Annotated in this window: 16 protein-coding genes, 1 other RNA gene and 1 pseudogene; 6 read left to right on the top strand and 12 right to left on the bottom strand. The window is 43.6% G+C overall.

Annotated features, from left to right (window positions below):
- Nucleotides 1–26: 26 nt before the first annotated feature.
- From DFP77_RS02325 to DFP77_RS02310, 4 genes are all read right to left on the bottom strand, one after another.
- Nucleotides 27–359 (bottom strand): YnfA family protein, encoded by a 333-nt coding sequence (locus DFP77_RS02325; protein ID WP_114410685.1) that lies wholly within the window; start codon nucleotides 357–359, stop codon nucleotides 27–29.
- Nucleotides 360–384: 25 nt separating this feature from the next.
- A complete protein-coding gene (locus DFP77_RS02320; RefSeq protein ID WP_114410684.1) occupies nucleotides 385–828 on the bottom strand; it encodes a GNAT family N-acetyltransferase in 444 nt (147 codons plus the stop codon).
- A 212-nt stretch (nucleotides 829–1040) separates the two neighbouring features.
- Entirely contained in the window at nucleotides 1041–1502 is a 462-nt protein-coding gene (locus DFP77_RS02315; protein ID WP_114410683.1) for a DMT family transporter, read from the bottom strand.
- Nucleotides 1503–1513: 11 nt separating this feature from the next.
- Nucleotides 1514–1942, bottom strand: a complete 429-nt coding sequence (locus DFP77_RS02310; protein ID WP_114410682.1) for a DMT family transporter — start codon at nucleotides 1940–1942, stop codon at nucleotides 1514–1516.
- 89 nt (nucleotides 1943–2031) lie between these two features.
- On the opposite strand from DFP77_RS02310, the gene DFP77_RS02305 reads away from it, so the two are divergent.
- Entirely contained in the window at nucleotides 2032–2982 is a 951-nt protein-coding gene (locus tag DFP77_RS02305; RefSeq protein WP_114410681.1) for a LysR family transcriptional regulator, read from the top strand.
- A gap of 53 nt (nucleotides 2983–3035) precedes the next feature.
- Here DFP77_RS02305 and DFP77_RS02300 read toward each other — a convergent pair whose 3' ends face one another.
- Nucleotides 3036–3461: a DUF7282 domain-containing protein gene (locus DFP77_RS02300; protein ID WP_114410680.1), complete on the bottom strand. Its 426-nt coding sequence runs from the start codon at nucleotides 3459–3461 to the stop codon at nucleotides 3036–3038.
- 422 nt (nucleotides 3462–3883) lie between these two features.
- Between DFP77_RS02300 and DFP77_RS02295 the strand changes: the two genes are divergently transcribed.
- The 3 genes from DFP77_RS02295 (at nucleotide 3884) to DFP77_RS02285 (ending at nucleotide 7053) form a co-directional block, all read left to right on the top strand.
- Nucleotides 3884–4888 carry an ABC transporter substrate-binding protein gene (locus tag DFP77_RS02295; protein WP_114410679.1) on the top strand — a complete coding sequence of 335 codons (1005 nt, stop codon included), beginning with the start codon at nucleotides 3884–3886 and terminating at the stop codon, nucleotides 4886–4888.
- Between the two features lie 85 nt (nucleotides 4889–4973).
- The gene (locus DFP77_RS02290) at nucleotides 4974–5876 is read left to right on the top strand and encodes an ABC transporter permease (protein ID WP_114410678.1); all 903 of its coding nucleotides are present in this window, start codon (nucleotides 4974–4976) and stop codon (nucleotides 5874–5876) included.
- Complete coding sequence (locus DFP77_RS02285) at nucleotides 5866–7053, top strand: quaternary amine ABC transporter ATP-binding protein (protein WP_114410677.1); 1188 nt, start codon at nucleotides 5866–5868, stop codon at nucleotides 7051–7053. The genes DFP77_RS02290 and DFP77_RS02285 overlap by 11 nt, the downstream gene beginning before the upstream one ends.
- Before the next feature lie 105 nt (nucleotides 7054–7158).
- On the opposite strand, the gene DFP77_RS02280 is transcribed toward DFP77_RS02285, so the two are convergent.
- The 7 genes and pseudogenes from DFP77_RS02280 to prfB form a co-directional block, all read right to left on the bottom strand.
- The gene (locus tag DFP77_RS02280) at nucleotides 7159–7920 is read right to left on the bottom strand and encodes an anti-sigma factor (protein ID WP_114410676.1); all 762 of its coding nucleotides are present in this window, start codon (nucleotides 7918–7920) and stop codon (nucleotides 7159–7161) included.
- Complete coding sequence (locus tag DFP77_RS02275; protein ID WP_114410675.1) at nucleotides 7917–8486, bottom strand: sigma-70 family RNA polymerase sigma factor; 570 nt, start codon at nucleotides 8484–8486, stop codon at nucleotides 7917–7919. The genes DFP77_RS02280 and DFP77_RS02275 overlap by 4 nt, the downstream gene beginning before the upstream one ends.
- Nucleotides 8487–8555: 69 nt before the next feature.
- A complete protein-coding gene (locus DFP77_RS02270; RefSeq protein ID WP_114410785.1) occupies nucleotides 8556–8972 on the bottom strand; it encodes a hypothetical protein in 417 nt (138 codons plus the stop codon).
- 72 nt (nucleotides 8973–9044) lie between these two features.
- Nucleotides 9045–9479, bottom strand: a pseudogene (locus DFP77_RS02265) (2-thiouracil desulfurase family protein); the annotation flags it as partial.
- Nucleotides 9480–9592: 113 nt separating this feature from the next.
- Nucleotides 9593–10654, bottom strand: a complete 1062-nt coding sequence (gene hisC, locus DFP77_RS02260; RefSeq protein WP_114410674.1) for a histidinol-phosphate transaminase — start codon at nucleotides 10652–10654, stop codon at nucleotides 9593–9595.
- A gap of 108 nt (nucleotides 10655–10762) precedes the next feature.
- Nucleotides 10763–12265, bottom strand: coding sequence for a lysine--tRNA ligase (gene lysS / locus DFP77_RS02255; protein WP_114410673.1), 1503 nt, complete (start codon nucleotides 12263–12265; stop codon nucleotides 10763–10765).
- Between the two features lie 48 nt (nucleotides 12266–12313).
- Nucleotides 12314–13409, bottom strand: a protein-coding gene (gene prfB / locus DFP77_RS02250) for a peptide chain release factor 2 (protein ID WP_114410672.1) whose coding sequence is annotated in 2 segments (ribosomal slippage) — nucleotides 12314–13336 and nucleotides 13338–13409 — 1095 coding nt in all. Because the reading frame shifts where the segments join, the coding sequence is not laid out codon by codon here.
- A gap of 144 nt (nucleotides 13410–13553) precedes the next feature.
- Here prfB and DFP77_RS02245 point away from each other — a divergent pair.
- A complete protein-coding gene (locus tag DFP77_RS02245; RefSeq protein WP_110577302.1) occupies nucleotides 13554–13853 on the top strand; it encodes a cell division protein ZapA in 300 nt (99 codons plus the stop codon).
- Nucleotides 13854–13982: 129 nt separating this feature from the next.
- A non-coding RNA gene (ssrS, locus tag DFP77_RS02240) (6S RNA) lies at nucleotides 13983–14160 on the top strand.

Raw genomic sequence — 14160 nt, 5'->3', positions numbered from 1 at the left:
GGCTGAATCTAAGCCACGGTCTGTCGTTATGCTGACCGTGGTGCAAACATAATAATTGCCATTCCTAATAGCGCCACCGCAGAACCAAGCATATCCCAAGTAGTTGGACGAATGCCGTCAACAAACCAGAGCCATAAAACGGCCATGAAGATATAAACACCGCCATAAGCCGCATAGACTCTGCCTGATGCTGTCGGATGCAGCGTTAACAACCAAGCAAATGCCGCCAAGCTTAATGCGGCAGGCACTAACAACCAGATTGTTTTGCCTTCACGCAACCAAAGGTAAGGCAAATAGCAGCCAACAATCTCTGCCAGTGCGGTTACCATAAAAAGACCTAGTGTTTTTAACTCAGGCAAAAGGGTATTCCTTCTAATAATCTAATCAACGCACCAAACACATAGGCACAAAGCGAATACCATTAAAATCGGCCTCGCTCCCTGTTACTTCAAACCCATAAGATTCATAAAAGCCAACCGCATTCACCGACGAACGCAGACTGATCTCTTTAGCGTCTGTCGTCTCTAATAAAGCGCTAAGTAATTGTTTACCAATCCCCTGACCTTGCAGCGATTTAGACACAAATAAATGAGTAAGATAATTGCCATCACGTAACGCAGCAAAACCAACGATCTCGCCAGAGTCTACGACCTTTAGAGTCTGGAAACGTTCTACATCAAACGTCGTAATAATATCGGGTAAGACACGCGCTTGGTATTCCGCTTTTCCCTGAACATTGAAGTGAGGCAACACGTCCACTGCAGAAACTTGGCTAATAAAGAGCTTAACAGGTTCTAAATCTACGACATTCGCTTCCTGAATATTCATTTCTACTCCGTAAACGCAAACCTTAAGTCGCAGTTTTTCATCTAAAAATATCAGTTTACAAGCGAAGCGAACAATACAGAAGGTTGTTCTGTGACATTTTTTTGAGCCAGCTCTATTAAGACGACAGCATTTGAAGAAGTAAAGACGAAAGTGGCCTAGCCGATCTATTGTTTACAAATCGACTAGGCCACTAAAGATAACAGGGTGAATAATTAAGCTGCTTTTAAACTGCGTTTGTTACTCAAATAGATCATTGTGATCGCGCCAATTAACAACAGAATCGCAATGTATCTGCTGCTATCTAATGGAATAATATTATTTTCCAACCAGCCAAAATGGTCGATGACCAGACTCATAATCAATTGACCTGAAATCGTACAGACTGTCGCTGCTGCTATACCAATTTTAGGCACAGCAAACACCACAATTAACATATACATCACACCAAATAACGCTCCCATAAGCTGCCACTTAGGCGCACTAAAAAGCGTGACATCATGGTTTGGTTCAAAGAAGAAAAACAGCAAGAAGGAGATAGCGAAACCAGTCACAAAAGTCAGCCAAGCACTGGCAATTACGCCAACCGTATTGCCAAGACGGCCATTAATGGAAGACTGAACAGACAGGGCCACACCACCCAATATCAACATAAACACGGCGATAATTACGGTCATACTATTTTCTCCTAACTCAAAAGCCAAAGGGCGGCGACAATCATCACCACAGCCAAAATTCGATACGGATCAATCCCGCGTTTTTCACTGCCCAACAAACCATAATGATCAATCACCAGACTCATACCGATTTGTCCTAATAAAACACTGGTCATCGTCATACCCACACCAATAATAGGTGTTGCTATGGTGAGAAAAACAACATAAACAGGTCCTAAAACGCCGCCGGTTAATAACCATTTAGGCTGTTTAAACAACTCAGGTAAATTAGGCTTAGCAAAGAACACCATAATCAATGACAACAATATCGACCCAATCATAAAAATCGCCAAGGTAGCTGAAAAATGTCCAACTAATTCGCCTAATGGCCCTAACAGTCCAGCCTCAACAGACAATCCCATGCCCGCTGCCAACACCAAGAGATAAACAATTATTTGCATAGCTTTTATTCCACTTGTTTTCGTTGCGGGCATTGTTCATTGATGCTTAAATTAAATCAATAACACAGATAACAAGTAATAATTGCATTATGAGCATCAAACCACTCAGAGTTTTTCTTTCCGTTGCTAAAACAGGTAGCTTTGTTGCAGCTGCACGTGAGCTGAATTTACCTCCGTCTTCTATCTCTCGATACATCTCAGCCTTGGAAGAGGAGCTTGGCCAGCGTCTTTTTTATCGACATACCCGTGCGGTAAAGCTTACCGAAGTGGGCGATTATTATTTTGCGGAAGTAAGAGAAGCATTAACTAGCCTAGATTTAGCCACAGAGCATGCTAAAGGCTCGCTTCTCACTCCACAGGGCAATCTAAACATTAATGCGCCCGTTTCATTTGGCCGATTACACTTATCTCAATTAATCGGTCAGTTTCAGCAGCGCTATCCAGACATTAATGTTGAATTGATGCTAACCGATGCCTATGTCGATCCTGTCGCGAATGGCTCTGATATTGTTATTAGAATTGGTGGTTTTGAAGACTCTAGTTTGAATTACCAAGCCATTGCCGACGAACAATTCGTACTGTGCGCAGCACCAAGTTATCTTGAAAGCATAAAAGAAAAAATCGACACCCTAACTCAGCCAAAGCAACTGCTCGATTTAAACTGCTTGGTTTATAAAGGCAATAACGGACGTCGTAGCTGGTTCTTCCAACAGGAAGGCAAGACCGCATTTGAGTACATTGAAGTCACTGGCAACCTATGCAGCAACAATGCAGACATTCTGGTGCAAGCTGCCTTAGCTGGCCAAGGAATTATTTTATTTCCACGCTGGTTAGTATTTAAGCACTTGGCATCAGGAGAATTGGTTGCCTTGCTAGAGAACTGGGAAGGATCAGAGAAAGACACCCAACAAAGCATTTATGCTCTCTATCCAGGCAACAGACTAAAGTCTTCAAAAGTGGTGTATTTTCTTGATTTTATGGCAGACTTTTTTGGCCGTTCGCATCCCTACTGGGATAAACGCCTTATTGAAAACGCATAAGAAAGGGGTAGATGAAAATACACCTCCCCCTTGTGAATCAATAATCTTCGACATTATTTTGCTGTGATTACGTCCATCACTAGCTTGCCGTTCACCTTGATAGGGCCATCTTCTTTCGCACCTAAGGTGTATTCAAAAATACCGGTTTTCATGCCACCAGCCTCACCATGTAACATCAGCATCAACATTTCACCTGATTTAACAGGCTCAGTTAAAATCGCTGATACATCATGATTCATACCTTTTCTAAGTGGTGCATAGGCCACGACAGGACCGGGTTTCATCGCCTTATCTGTACGATGAACAACTAACCAGCCATTGCTATCAGCGGTAACGACATCTGCACTTACTGTACCACCAGATACATCTTGATCACTGCCTTTTACCGAAAGCTTGCCGCTCATTCCACCTGCTAACGCAGCACCAGTCATTGTCAAAATACCTAAGCCAAGTGCTATACGTGAAAATGTATTTTTCATAATAAACTCCTAAATAGTGTCTTATTGAGTAGTATTTTCCTTTTACACTGATAGCTACGAGCACAATTGAAAAAGGTTTCAGCCAATTAGTGTTTTCTTAGATTTTTTTTAACACTTGAAAATAAATGCCAACCCACCACATATGAGAAGTACAAATCTTTCTAATTAAGAGAAGAGTTAAACGCCAATAAACTCCGACAAAAAAAACAATTTACACCTCTAATTTAGCCCCCCCCCCGCTCAAATACTCAGGGTATCTTTTTCAGCTAAAAAGCAACCAAATCAAGCATATTAGACGCATACAATCACAACTAAAGCGGCTAAATATTTGAAATACAATAATTAGAGATGTAAGTTAATAGTCAACCTCCCATAAGAAAATTAAAAAAGCCTGATAAAAATCATCACTAAAGGACACTATTATGAAAAGTAAACTGCTACTTTCTGTCGCCCTTACCCTAGGCGCTTCAGGGGTGTTCGCGGCTCATCATGAATGCGGAAAAGTGACTATTGCAGACATGAACTGGAGTTCAGCTTCATTGATTGCCAACATTGATAAATTCATTCTAGCCAATGGTTTTGGTTGTGACGCAGAATTAGTACCGGGCGACACAATGCCAACTGGTACGTCAATGATTGAAAAAGGACAACCAGACATAGCGCCGGAACTCTGGACCAACTCTTTCAATGACTTATTGAATCAAGGTGTTGATGAGGGTCGCTTAAAACTGGCTGGCAAATCTCTATCTGACGGCGGTGAAGAAGGCTTCTGGGTTCCTGCTTACATGGTTAAAGAAAATCCTGAACTTGCCACAATCGAAGGAGTAATTAAACACGCAAAAGAATTTCCACACACTGAAGATGACAGCGTATCAGGCTTTTACGGCTGTCCTGCAGGTTGGGGGTGCCAGATTTCTAGTTCTAATTTATTTCGAGCCCTAAAACTGAAGGAAGCAGGGTTTGAATTGATCGACCCAGGTTCTGGCGCGGGTCTGGCAGGCTCCATCGCCAAGGCTTATGAGCGTAAAGCACCATGGTTTGGCTATTACTGGGCACCAACGGCTGTACTTGGTAAGTACAAAATGGTTCAAGTCGACTTTGGCTCAGGTGTGAAAAAAGAGGAATTCCTAAATTGTATTGCGTTAGCAGACTGTTTAGAGCCAACAGTGTCTATGTTCCCACCTTCTCCGGTCTACACCGTCACCACAGACGAATTTGCTGACAAATCACCACAAGCATATGACTACCTAGGCAAACGCTCTTTCACCAATGAGCAAATGAATAGCTTGCTTGCTTGGATTGAAGAAAATCAGGCGGATGGACAATATGCAGCTGAAAATTTTATGTTTGAGTATGAGGATATCTGGTCGAAGTGGGTCAGTACTGAGGTAAAAAACAAACTTATAGCCGCATTAGATAACCTATAAGTTTGTCGTATAACATTCACATTATGAGCATGACCTCTTCCCTGCTCATAATGTTTCCTATCTGATATAACAGAAAGAATACACTATGACAGATCAATCTTGGCTTAATGAATTTCCCGATATGAGCCGTAGAGAACTTCTGGGAATACGAAAAACACTCGATGGTGCATACCGCGATTTTTCACGCGCCTATGGTGATCAAATCGAAGCTTTCTTCGATCCTCTACTAAGTTTCCTAGTATGGTTTGAAAACTTACTGTTAAATACACCTTGGTGGTTAGTATTGGGGGTTCTAGCAGGCTTAGTCTATTTCATGAGTCGATCTTGGAAACTTAGTGCTGGAGTCACTATCTCCTTATTAGCCATTGGTTATTTTGGCATGTGGGATAATACGATGAGAACGCTCAGTATTATTACCGTTTGCACCTTCTTGGCCATCGTCATAGGCATTCCCGTAGGAATCATGATGGCTCGTTCAAATCGAGCGCAATCCATTATCACCCCCTTTTTAGACATAATGCAGACCATGCCTGCCTTTGTGTATTTAATTCCTGTCGTGATGCTATTGGGCATTGGTAAAATTCCGGGGGTAATAGCCGTGGTAATCTACGCCATACCGCCAGTCATTCGCTTAACCAATTTGGGGATTCGACTAGTACCGCACGAAACCTTGGAAGCGGCGACAGCATTTGGAGCAACTCCGACACAACGTTTATTTGGTGTTCAACTACCACTCGCCATGCCAACGATTATGGCTGGTATCAACCAAACTATCATGATGGCTCTTGCCATGGTCGTTATCGCTTCAATGATTGGTGTAAAAGGTCTTGGACAACCCGTTTTGAAATCCATTACCAATCAATATTTCACGCTAGGCCTACTGAATGGATTAGCGATTGTCGCCCTCGCCATCATGTTTGACCGCGTCTCTCAGAGCTATGCAAAGCGTACACAAAAACACCTTGGAGACGTCAAAAATGGACAATAACGTAAGGCCCATTATTGAGATTAAGTCTCTCACTCAAATCTTTGGCAGCAACCCTATAAAGGTACTAGCAAGGGTAAATGACGGTATGAGCAAAAGTGATGTGCTCGCCAAAACAGGCCACACCGTTGGTTTGCGTGACATTAATTTATCGGTTAATCGCGGTGAAATTTTTGTCATTATGGGATTGTCTGGGTCTGGTAAATCCACCTTGATTCGCCATTTTAACCGCTTAATAGACCCAACAGCGGGCAAAATCAAAGTGGAAGGCGAAGACATACTAACTTTAAGTCCAAAAGAATTAGTCGCATTCCGTCGTCATAAGATGTCTATGGTGTTCCAACATTTTGGTTTATTGCCTCACCGCAGTGTTCTGGACAATGTGGGATACGGCCTGTCTGTACAAGGGAAAAAACCTAATATTTGGAAAAACAAAGCCAAAGAGTGGCTTGAAGTCGTAGGTCTAGAAGGCTATGAGGATCAATACCCTTCTCAATTATCTGGTGGTCAGCAACAGCGGGTTGGATTAGCCCGAGCCCTGTGTACGGACGCTGATATACTATTAATGGACGAAGCTTTTTCTGCGCTTGATCCACTGATCCGCTATGAAATGCAAACTCAGTTAATTGCATTACAAGGCAAATTACAGAAAACCATCATCTTCATCACTCACGATCTAGATGAAGCATTACGTTTAGGGGATCGGATTGCCGTACTAAAAGATGGCGAAATGATTCAAGTTGGCACACCTGAAGATATCATTCTCAACCCAGCCGATGATTATGTGAGAGATTTCGCCAAAGACGTGAATCGCGCCAAGGCGTTAAAAGTTAAGCATATTATGGATCGAAGCAAGAACAAAATCATCGACTGCGATTCAGTAGAAGGCTTAAATGATGCGTTCAAAAAGCATGACGCCTTAGTTTGGATCAAAAACAATCAGCTGCAAGGAGTGGTCAGTAAAAACCGTCTAGCGGCTTACCAAGCAGGTCGTATCGATTCACCACTTTTGCATCAAACCAGTGTGAAAGAGAAAGACTACTTACAAACTGTGCTACCGACCGCTCTGTTAACGGACCATCATTTGTTGCCAGTGCTAGACAGTGACAACCAAGTGATTGGCTGCCTTTCAAATGATGCCATTGCAGAAGTATTAAGCCCAAGTTTTGACGCTGCTTGACGACAAAGCTCTGCTCAAAAAAAGATGATACAGATTACTAATCAGCCCTAGCGACCTGCTAGGGCTGATTTCTTAGTTCAACTTTGCACCACCGCGATTCCTTCATCACAAAGACGTTGGATATAGTCTACCGTGAATGGCTGGCCCAGTTGGTACTCCGGTTGGTGAACCGCCTGCAGGTTCAACGCTTATGCCAAACGTCGCGTGGCGAATCACCGCTGGATCGTAATTAATTTGCTTTTGTATAGGGTTAGCAACATTGGCCAACAAACCTAAAGAGCGTGGCGCTGGGCCAATTTCATCAGCCTTAATCCACAACTGATAGGTTTTACCTTCACCTTGTCCCTGCGCACTGACAGGACGAACAGTAAGCTGGCGAGTATCAATATCCAGCGACATGATAAAAGCAGGTTGTTTATCGTCTGCTTGAAACACAGCAACGAAAGGTGCATTAGCTTGAACGGCTGGCGCAACAGGTGGCTTAACTACCATAAAGATGGCAAGACAAGCCGCAATGGCCGACGCACCAAACGCACCAAATTGCCAACGCTTCAGCTTGGCCCGCATCGTTTCCATTTCGACAACAACAGCAGAGGCTGAATTTAGTGAACTATTGCTCACAGATTTTTTATCCGTTTGTTGATCGAGCTTAGCTAAAATCTCATCAAACAAACCTTCCCTTGGCTCTGCATCCTGCACATAGTCGTTTAGCCCAGCAAAGTGCGCTTGCCAGCTTACAATGGCTTGTTCAAGCAAAGGTTCATTCAAACAGCGAGCTTCTACCGCGTCGCGCTCGTCTTTATCCAGAGTACCCAGTACGTACTCTGCTGCTAATGTTTGAATGAATGTTTCTTCGTCGTTATTCATAAGTTCATACAACCTTGCAACTGTTTAATGCTGCGATGAAGCCAAGTTTTAATAGTGCCTAAAGGCTGTTCGAAACGCTCAGCAAGCTCCTGACGGGAGCAACCATCAAGGTATGCCGCTTTTATCATTTCCGCACGAGGCGATTCGAGGCCGGTCAAGCAAGACTCAAGCTTTAGTAAATCTCGACTCTTGCTAAAAGAATCATCTGGCGCCATCGAATCATCTACGATTAAATCAAAGTCCACATCAGCATCACTGTCTGGCAATTGATTTTTCCTTACTTCATCAATGGTACGGTTACGTGCAATCGTCGCCATCCAAGTAATCGGTGATGCAAGGCTCGCATCAAAGCTTGATGCTTTATCCCATATTTTAAGGTAAACCTCTTGCAGTACTTCTTCGGATACCGCCTGATTCTTCAAGATACGATAAACAATGCCAAAAAGTTTCCGATAAGTTGCTTCATATAGTTCAGAGAAGGCAGAACGATCTTCTTTTGCCACTCGAATAAGCAAATTCGCCAAGGATTCCGTCGTGTGCTGTTCCGCTAATAAAGATTGATTCATAAGACTCGCATCGATTAGGTACCCACTTCATAAGATGTCAGTATTACACTATTTTTAGTTAAACCCAATTCAAGAAACCATAACCTCAATAAACCACTTTGGCTGCATACCTTCGAAGTCAGTTCGAATATTCGCAGGTAAGTAACTGGCGGAATCTAGCACAAAAGCTTTGCCATCAACCCGCTTAAACACCACCCAATGCCAGAAGTCTTTGCCTTCTTCTTGATGATGCTTAATAGCTAGCAAAGCTAAATCTGGCAGAGTGCTCCATGATGCAAAAGGGATCTCTTCGGTCGATGTTCTCGCGCCAGCAGCAGACAGCATTTCTCTAACATACTTGGTATTCGACCAAAGAGATTTATCATCCGCATAAATTCCCATCGCATTGGCAGAGGCTTTCATTTGTGAATAGGTTTTACCCAGAATATTCGCCACAGCAGCAATGCCGCAACCAGTGGCTTCCTCTTGTATTACAGGTTCAAACACACCCAACTCCCGATAATTTAGACCCCTCATTTTCATCAGTGCCTTAAAGTCATTAAAAGTTTCTTGGCTAAATACATGAATACCATGCTGCACCAGTAATGCCGCAGCCACGCCTTGCCCTTGCTTTTTAATGCCATCAAACGAGCCATTATAAATTGTTGCACTCCCACAAGATGGGCTAGATTCAGTCAGCATGGCAAAGCGAATATTGTTTGTTTGGCAAGTTTGCAAAGCCAAATAAGCGCCATTTATAAATGCTTCGGAAACATCCACGCCATCGCTACCTATAACTCTAGAACCGCCCGACAATACATCCGATCCAGCGCCAGCGTCAATCTCGGCTGGCGGCCTAGGTGTAGGCAATCCTCCTGCCACTTCAGGGCAAAAAGACACCAGCTCAAAATGCTCTGCCAACCAACTAAAATCGGCCCGACTCATTGGAAGGTCACTACCGTTATAACGTACTTTACAACCCATTAAACAAGAGCTGACTAACAATTTTTCCATGAGAACTCTTTAAAAAAACAAATAAAAACTAATGGTGCTTTTGCTGGCAAAAAAACCGTTCATTGAAGAACGGCTTTTCAAATTCAGCGTTTAATAAAGGCTATAATTAGCAATTACAGTGTTTTCAACGCCGCCGTTAGTGAGGCCATTTCTTCACCCGTACCAATAGTAATACGTAGATAGTTACCAATACGTGGTTTGTTGCTACCAAAGAAACGAACAAGAATCCCCTGCTCTTTTAGAGCCAAGTAAATTTGCTCAGCACCCTTGTCTGGGTGTGTCACGAAAACAAAGTTGGTCGCAGAAGGAATGATGTTGAACCCTAACGCTTGCAGATCTTTAACAGACTGCTCGCGCGTGGCAATGGTTTTGTCACAAATCTCTTTTAGATACGCTTCATCTTCCACCGCTGCTGTCGCACCTGCTAAAGCAATACGATCGATTGGATAAGAGTTGAAAGAGTTCTTCAAACGCTCCAAACCTTCAATCAAATCTGGGTGTCCCAATGCATAACCAACACGAATCCCTGCCAAGGCACGGGATTTAGACAAGGTTTGCACAACCAACAGATTTGGATATTGATTGATCAAAGACGCGGCACTTTGTGCGCCAAAGTCCACATAAGCCTCGTCTACTAACACAACCACATCTGGATTCGCTTTTAGAATCGCTTCAATATCAACCAAAGGCAAGGCTTTACCCGTTGGAGCATTCGGGTTGGTTATGACAACACCTGACACATCTAGGTTTTCATAATCTGCAGAGACAATATCGAAATCATCGTTAAGCGGGATCAGTTTTGGTTCGATGCTGTATAAACCAGCGTACACTTTATAGAAGCTATAAGTAATGTCAGCGAAGGCCAATGGTTTACCACCAGCAAAATACCCCATGAAAGCCAACGCCAAGACTTCGTCCGAGCCATTACCAACAAACACTTGGTTCGCTTCTAACTGGTAACTTTTTGCCAAAGCATTTTTCAGCGTGACACAATTTGGATCAGGGTAAAGACGTAAACGCTCACTGACCTCAAGCGCCATCGCCTCTAACGCCTTAGGAGACGGCGAGTATGGACTTTCGTTGGTGTTTAGCTTGATGTACTTTTTATCTTGCGGTTGTTCGCCTGGCACATAAGGGTCAAGAGAAGCAATTTTATCTGTCCAAAAACGACTCATGGAATGCTCCGTTGTACGTCATCAAAAATAGAGTATGGAAACAAAATAAGGCCTCAATAGAGGCCTTATAAATACATTACTAAGTATCAGTGACTATCCGGCCTGGGATCAGTCCTGAGGCTTCATATGTGGGAACAACAATACATCACGGATAGATGGTGCATCAGTAAACAACATCACCAAACGGTCGATACCAATACCTTCACCTGCGGTTGGTGGTAGGCCGTATTCCAGTGCATTGATATAGTCTGCATCGTAATGCATGGCTTCATCATCACCTGCGTCTTTCTCTGCAACCTGACGCATGAAACGCTCTGCTTGGTCTTCTGGATCGTTAAGCTCCGAGAAACCGTTAGCGATTTCACGACCACCAACAAAGAATTCAAAACGGTCGGTAATGAAATCATTGTCATCATTACGACGCGCCAGTGGCGATACTTCCGCTGGGTATTCCGTAATGAAGGTCGGTTGATCCAATTTGTGTTCTGCGGTTTCTTCGAAGATTTCCGTCCAAAGCTTGCCAAGACCCCAAATCGGTTTCACGTCGATTTTTAGTTTCTTCGCAACAGCTGTTGCGCCTTCCAATGTTTCTAGATCTGCAGCAGTCAATTCTGGGTTGTAGTGCAAAATCGAATCCAACATGCTCATGCGAACAAACGGCGCACCAAAGTCATATTCAGAGCCCTGATAAGTGACTGTCGTTGTGCCCAGCACTTTCTCAGCTACTTCACGCAACATAGCTTCTGTTAGATCCATTAGATCTTTGTAGTCTGCGTACGCTTGGTAGAATTCGATCATAGTGAATTCTGGATTGTGACGAGTCGAGGTACCTTCGTTGCGGAAGTTACGGTTAATTTCGAACACACGCTCAAAACCACCCACAACCAAACGCTTCAAGTAAAGCTCTGGCGCAATACGCAAGTACATGCTCATATCCATCGCATTATGATGCGTTACAAATGGACGCGCTGTAGCGCCACCAGGAATGGTTTGCAGCATTGGCGTTTCTACTTCCATGAAACGGCGGTCTTCTAGGAAGCGGCGAATCGTAGAAATAATTTTTGAACGCATTTGGAAAGTCTCGCGAGACTCTTCGTTTACGATCAAATCAACATAACGTTGACGGTAACGCATTTCCATATCAGACAAACCGTGGTGCTTGTCAGGTAATGGACGTAGAGATTTGGTTAGCAATTGCGCTTCTTGCATATCAATATACAGGTCGCCTTTGCCAGATTTGTGCACAGGACCAGCAATACCGATGATGTCGCCCAAATCCCATGTTTTTTGATCAGCCAATAGCTCAGGGCTCAAAGCTTTACGGTTTACATAAGCTTGGATTTGACCTGTCATGTCTTGTAACAACATGAAAGCGCCACGGTTACGCACGATACGACCGGCAATACTAACCTTGTGGTCTTTTTCTTCTAGCTCGGCTTTTTCTAGTTCGCCGAATTCCGCTTGAAGATCCGCTGCGTAAGCATCTGGACGAAACGTATTTGGGTAAGCATTGCGCTCAGCGCGAATAGTCGCCAATTTACTACGACGTTCCGCTACTAAACGGTTGTCGTCTGATTGCACTGTGGATTCTGTGTTTTTTTCGTTAGCCATGATTTTGCTATCTACTCTTTTTAAATGTTCTAAATAAGAAACGCCGCGTTATAGGCCTTGCTTTAAGCTTGCAACAATAAACTGGTCCAAGTTGCCATCCAGCACAGCGCCAGTATTAGAGCTTTCCACGCCAGTACGTAAATCCTTGATACGTGATGCGTCCAAAACGTAAGAACGAATTTGACTTCCCCATCCGATATCAGACTTACTGTCTTCTACCGCTTGCGCCGCTTCCGTACGCTTCATCATTTCAAACTCGTACAGTTTTGCACGAAGTTGTTTCATGGCAAAGTCACGGTTAGCGTGTTGAGAGCGCTGATTCTGACATTGTACAACAATGCCTGTCGGAACATGGGTAATCCGCACAGCTGAGTCAGTGGTGTTTACGTGCTGACCACCGGCACCAGATGAACGGTAAGTATCTGTACGGATGTCTGCAGGATTGATTTCAATATCAACATTGTCGTCGATCTCAGGAGAAACGAAGACAGACGCAAACGACGTATGACGACGGTTACCTGAATCAAAGGGCGACTTACGAACCAAACGGTGTACACCGGTTTCTGTACGCAGCCAACCAAAAGCATACTCGCCTTCAAAACGAATAGTCGCGGATTTAATTCCTGCCACATCGCCCGCGGACACTTCCATCAGCTCAACTTTAAAGCCTTTGTCTTCACCCCAACGCAAATACATGCGCAACAGAATGTTGGCCCAATCTTGAGCTTCTGTACCACCAGAGCCAGACTGAATATCCAAAAAGGCACTGTTTTCATCCATTTCTTTGGAAAACATGCGACGGAATTCTAACTTGGCTAACAGAGTTTCTAGCTCTTCTAATTCAAGTTCAACCGCTTCTACAGAATCTTCGTCGTTATCTTCTACGGCGATATCTAACAGTTCTTTAGAATCATTAAGACCTGATTCCATGCTGTCTAGCGTTTCAACAACGGCTTCAAGCGCTGCACGCTCTTTACCGAGTTTTTGGGCGTATTCTGGATCGTTCCAAATAGCTGGATCTTCCAGTTCACGGTTAACTTCCTCTAAGCGTTCTTTCTTTGACTCGTAGTCAAAGATACCCCCGAAGGGTTAAAGCACGAGCTGAAAGGTCTTTTATCTTTGAAAGTATCGGGTTTATTTCCATATTGGCGTCAATTTGCTATAAACAGTGTGGATAAATGTAATTCGGAATTGTAACGAATTTAGTCGCAGCATAAAATGCCATTCGCTACCCAATGATGGAAAAACAGACCATTTTTTGTGGGCCTTGCTATCAAATGGAGTCAATATGGATAAGCCAACTGTTTCAGTCGCCATACTGGGACAAAATTATAAGATAAATTGCCCTAAAGGGCATGAAGCAGATTTGAAAGAAGCTGCTGAATATTTAAACAACCAAATGCGTGAAATCAAAGCCAGTGGGAAAATCATCGGCCTTGAAAAAATTGCCGTTCTTGCGGCATTGAATATTACTCACGATATGCTTAACAACAGAAAATACGCTCGCTCTAACGAGCAACAGTTGCGAGAACTGACGTCGCAGCTTGATGCAGCATTAGCGCATGAAACAAAGTTGGTTAACGAATAAACATTCATGGTTTGTTTCTTGATCTACTTTTTTGATTGCAAGCGTAGAACACGAATTTTCTTCATGGAGCACAGAAAACGAATGGGGCGATTGAGTGATTTATCTATCAACATACTCTATACTGCACTTCGTTTCCTGGGTTGTTCGAAGCGGCTTAACGCCCTTGAGCCTATGAGTAATACCCCGGAAAGAGCCTGCTGGTTTGGTGTGCATGTCCGTGCGTCGGAAAGCCTAAAGAATCACAGCTCTCTCCACCTTGAACCACTGGGTTCAAGGCCAATAGCCGAAACGGCAACTTGGGAAACTC

Origin of the sequence: Marinomonas foliarum, from assembly GCF_003337275.1 — a bacterium.
In the GTDB taxonomy this organism is placed as follows: domain Bacteria; phylum Pseudomonadota; class Gammaproteobacteria; order Pseudomonadales; family Marinomonadaceae; genus Marinomonas; species Marinomonas foliarum.
Note: the sequence above shows the minus strand (reverse complement) of the source record. Positions and strands in the feature narration are given on the sequence as shown.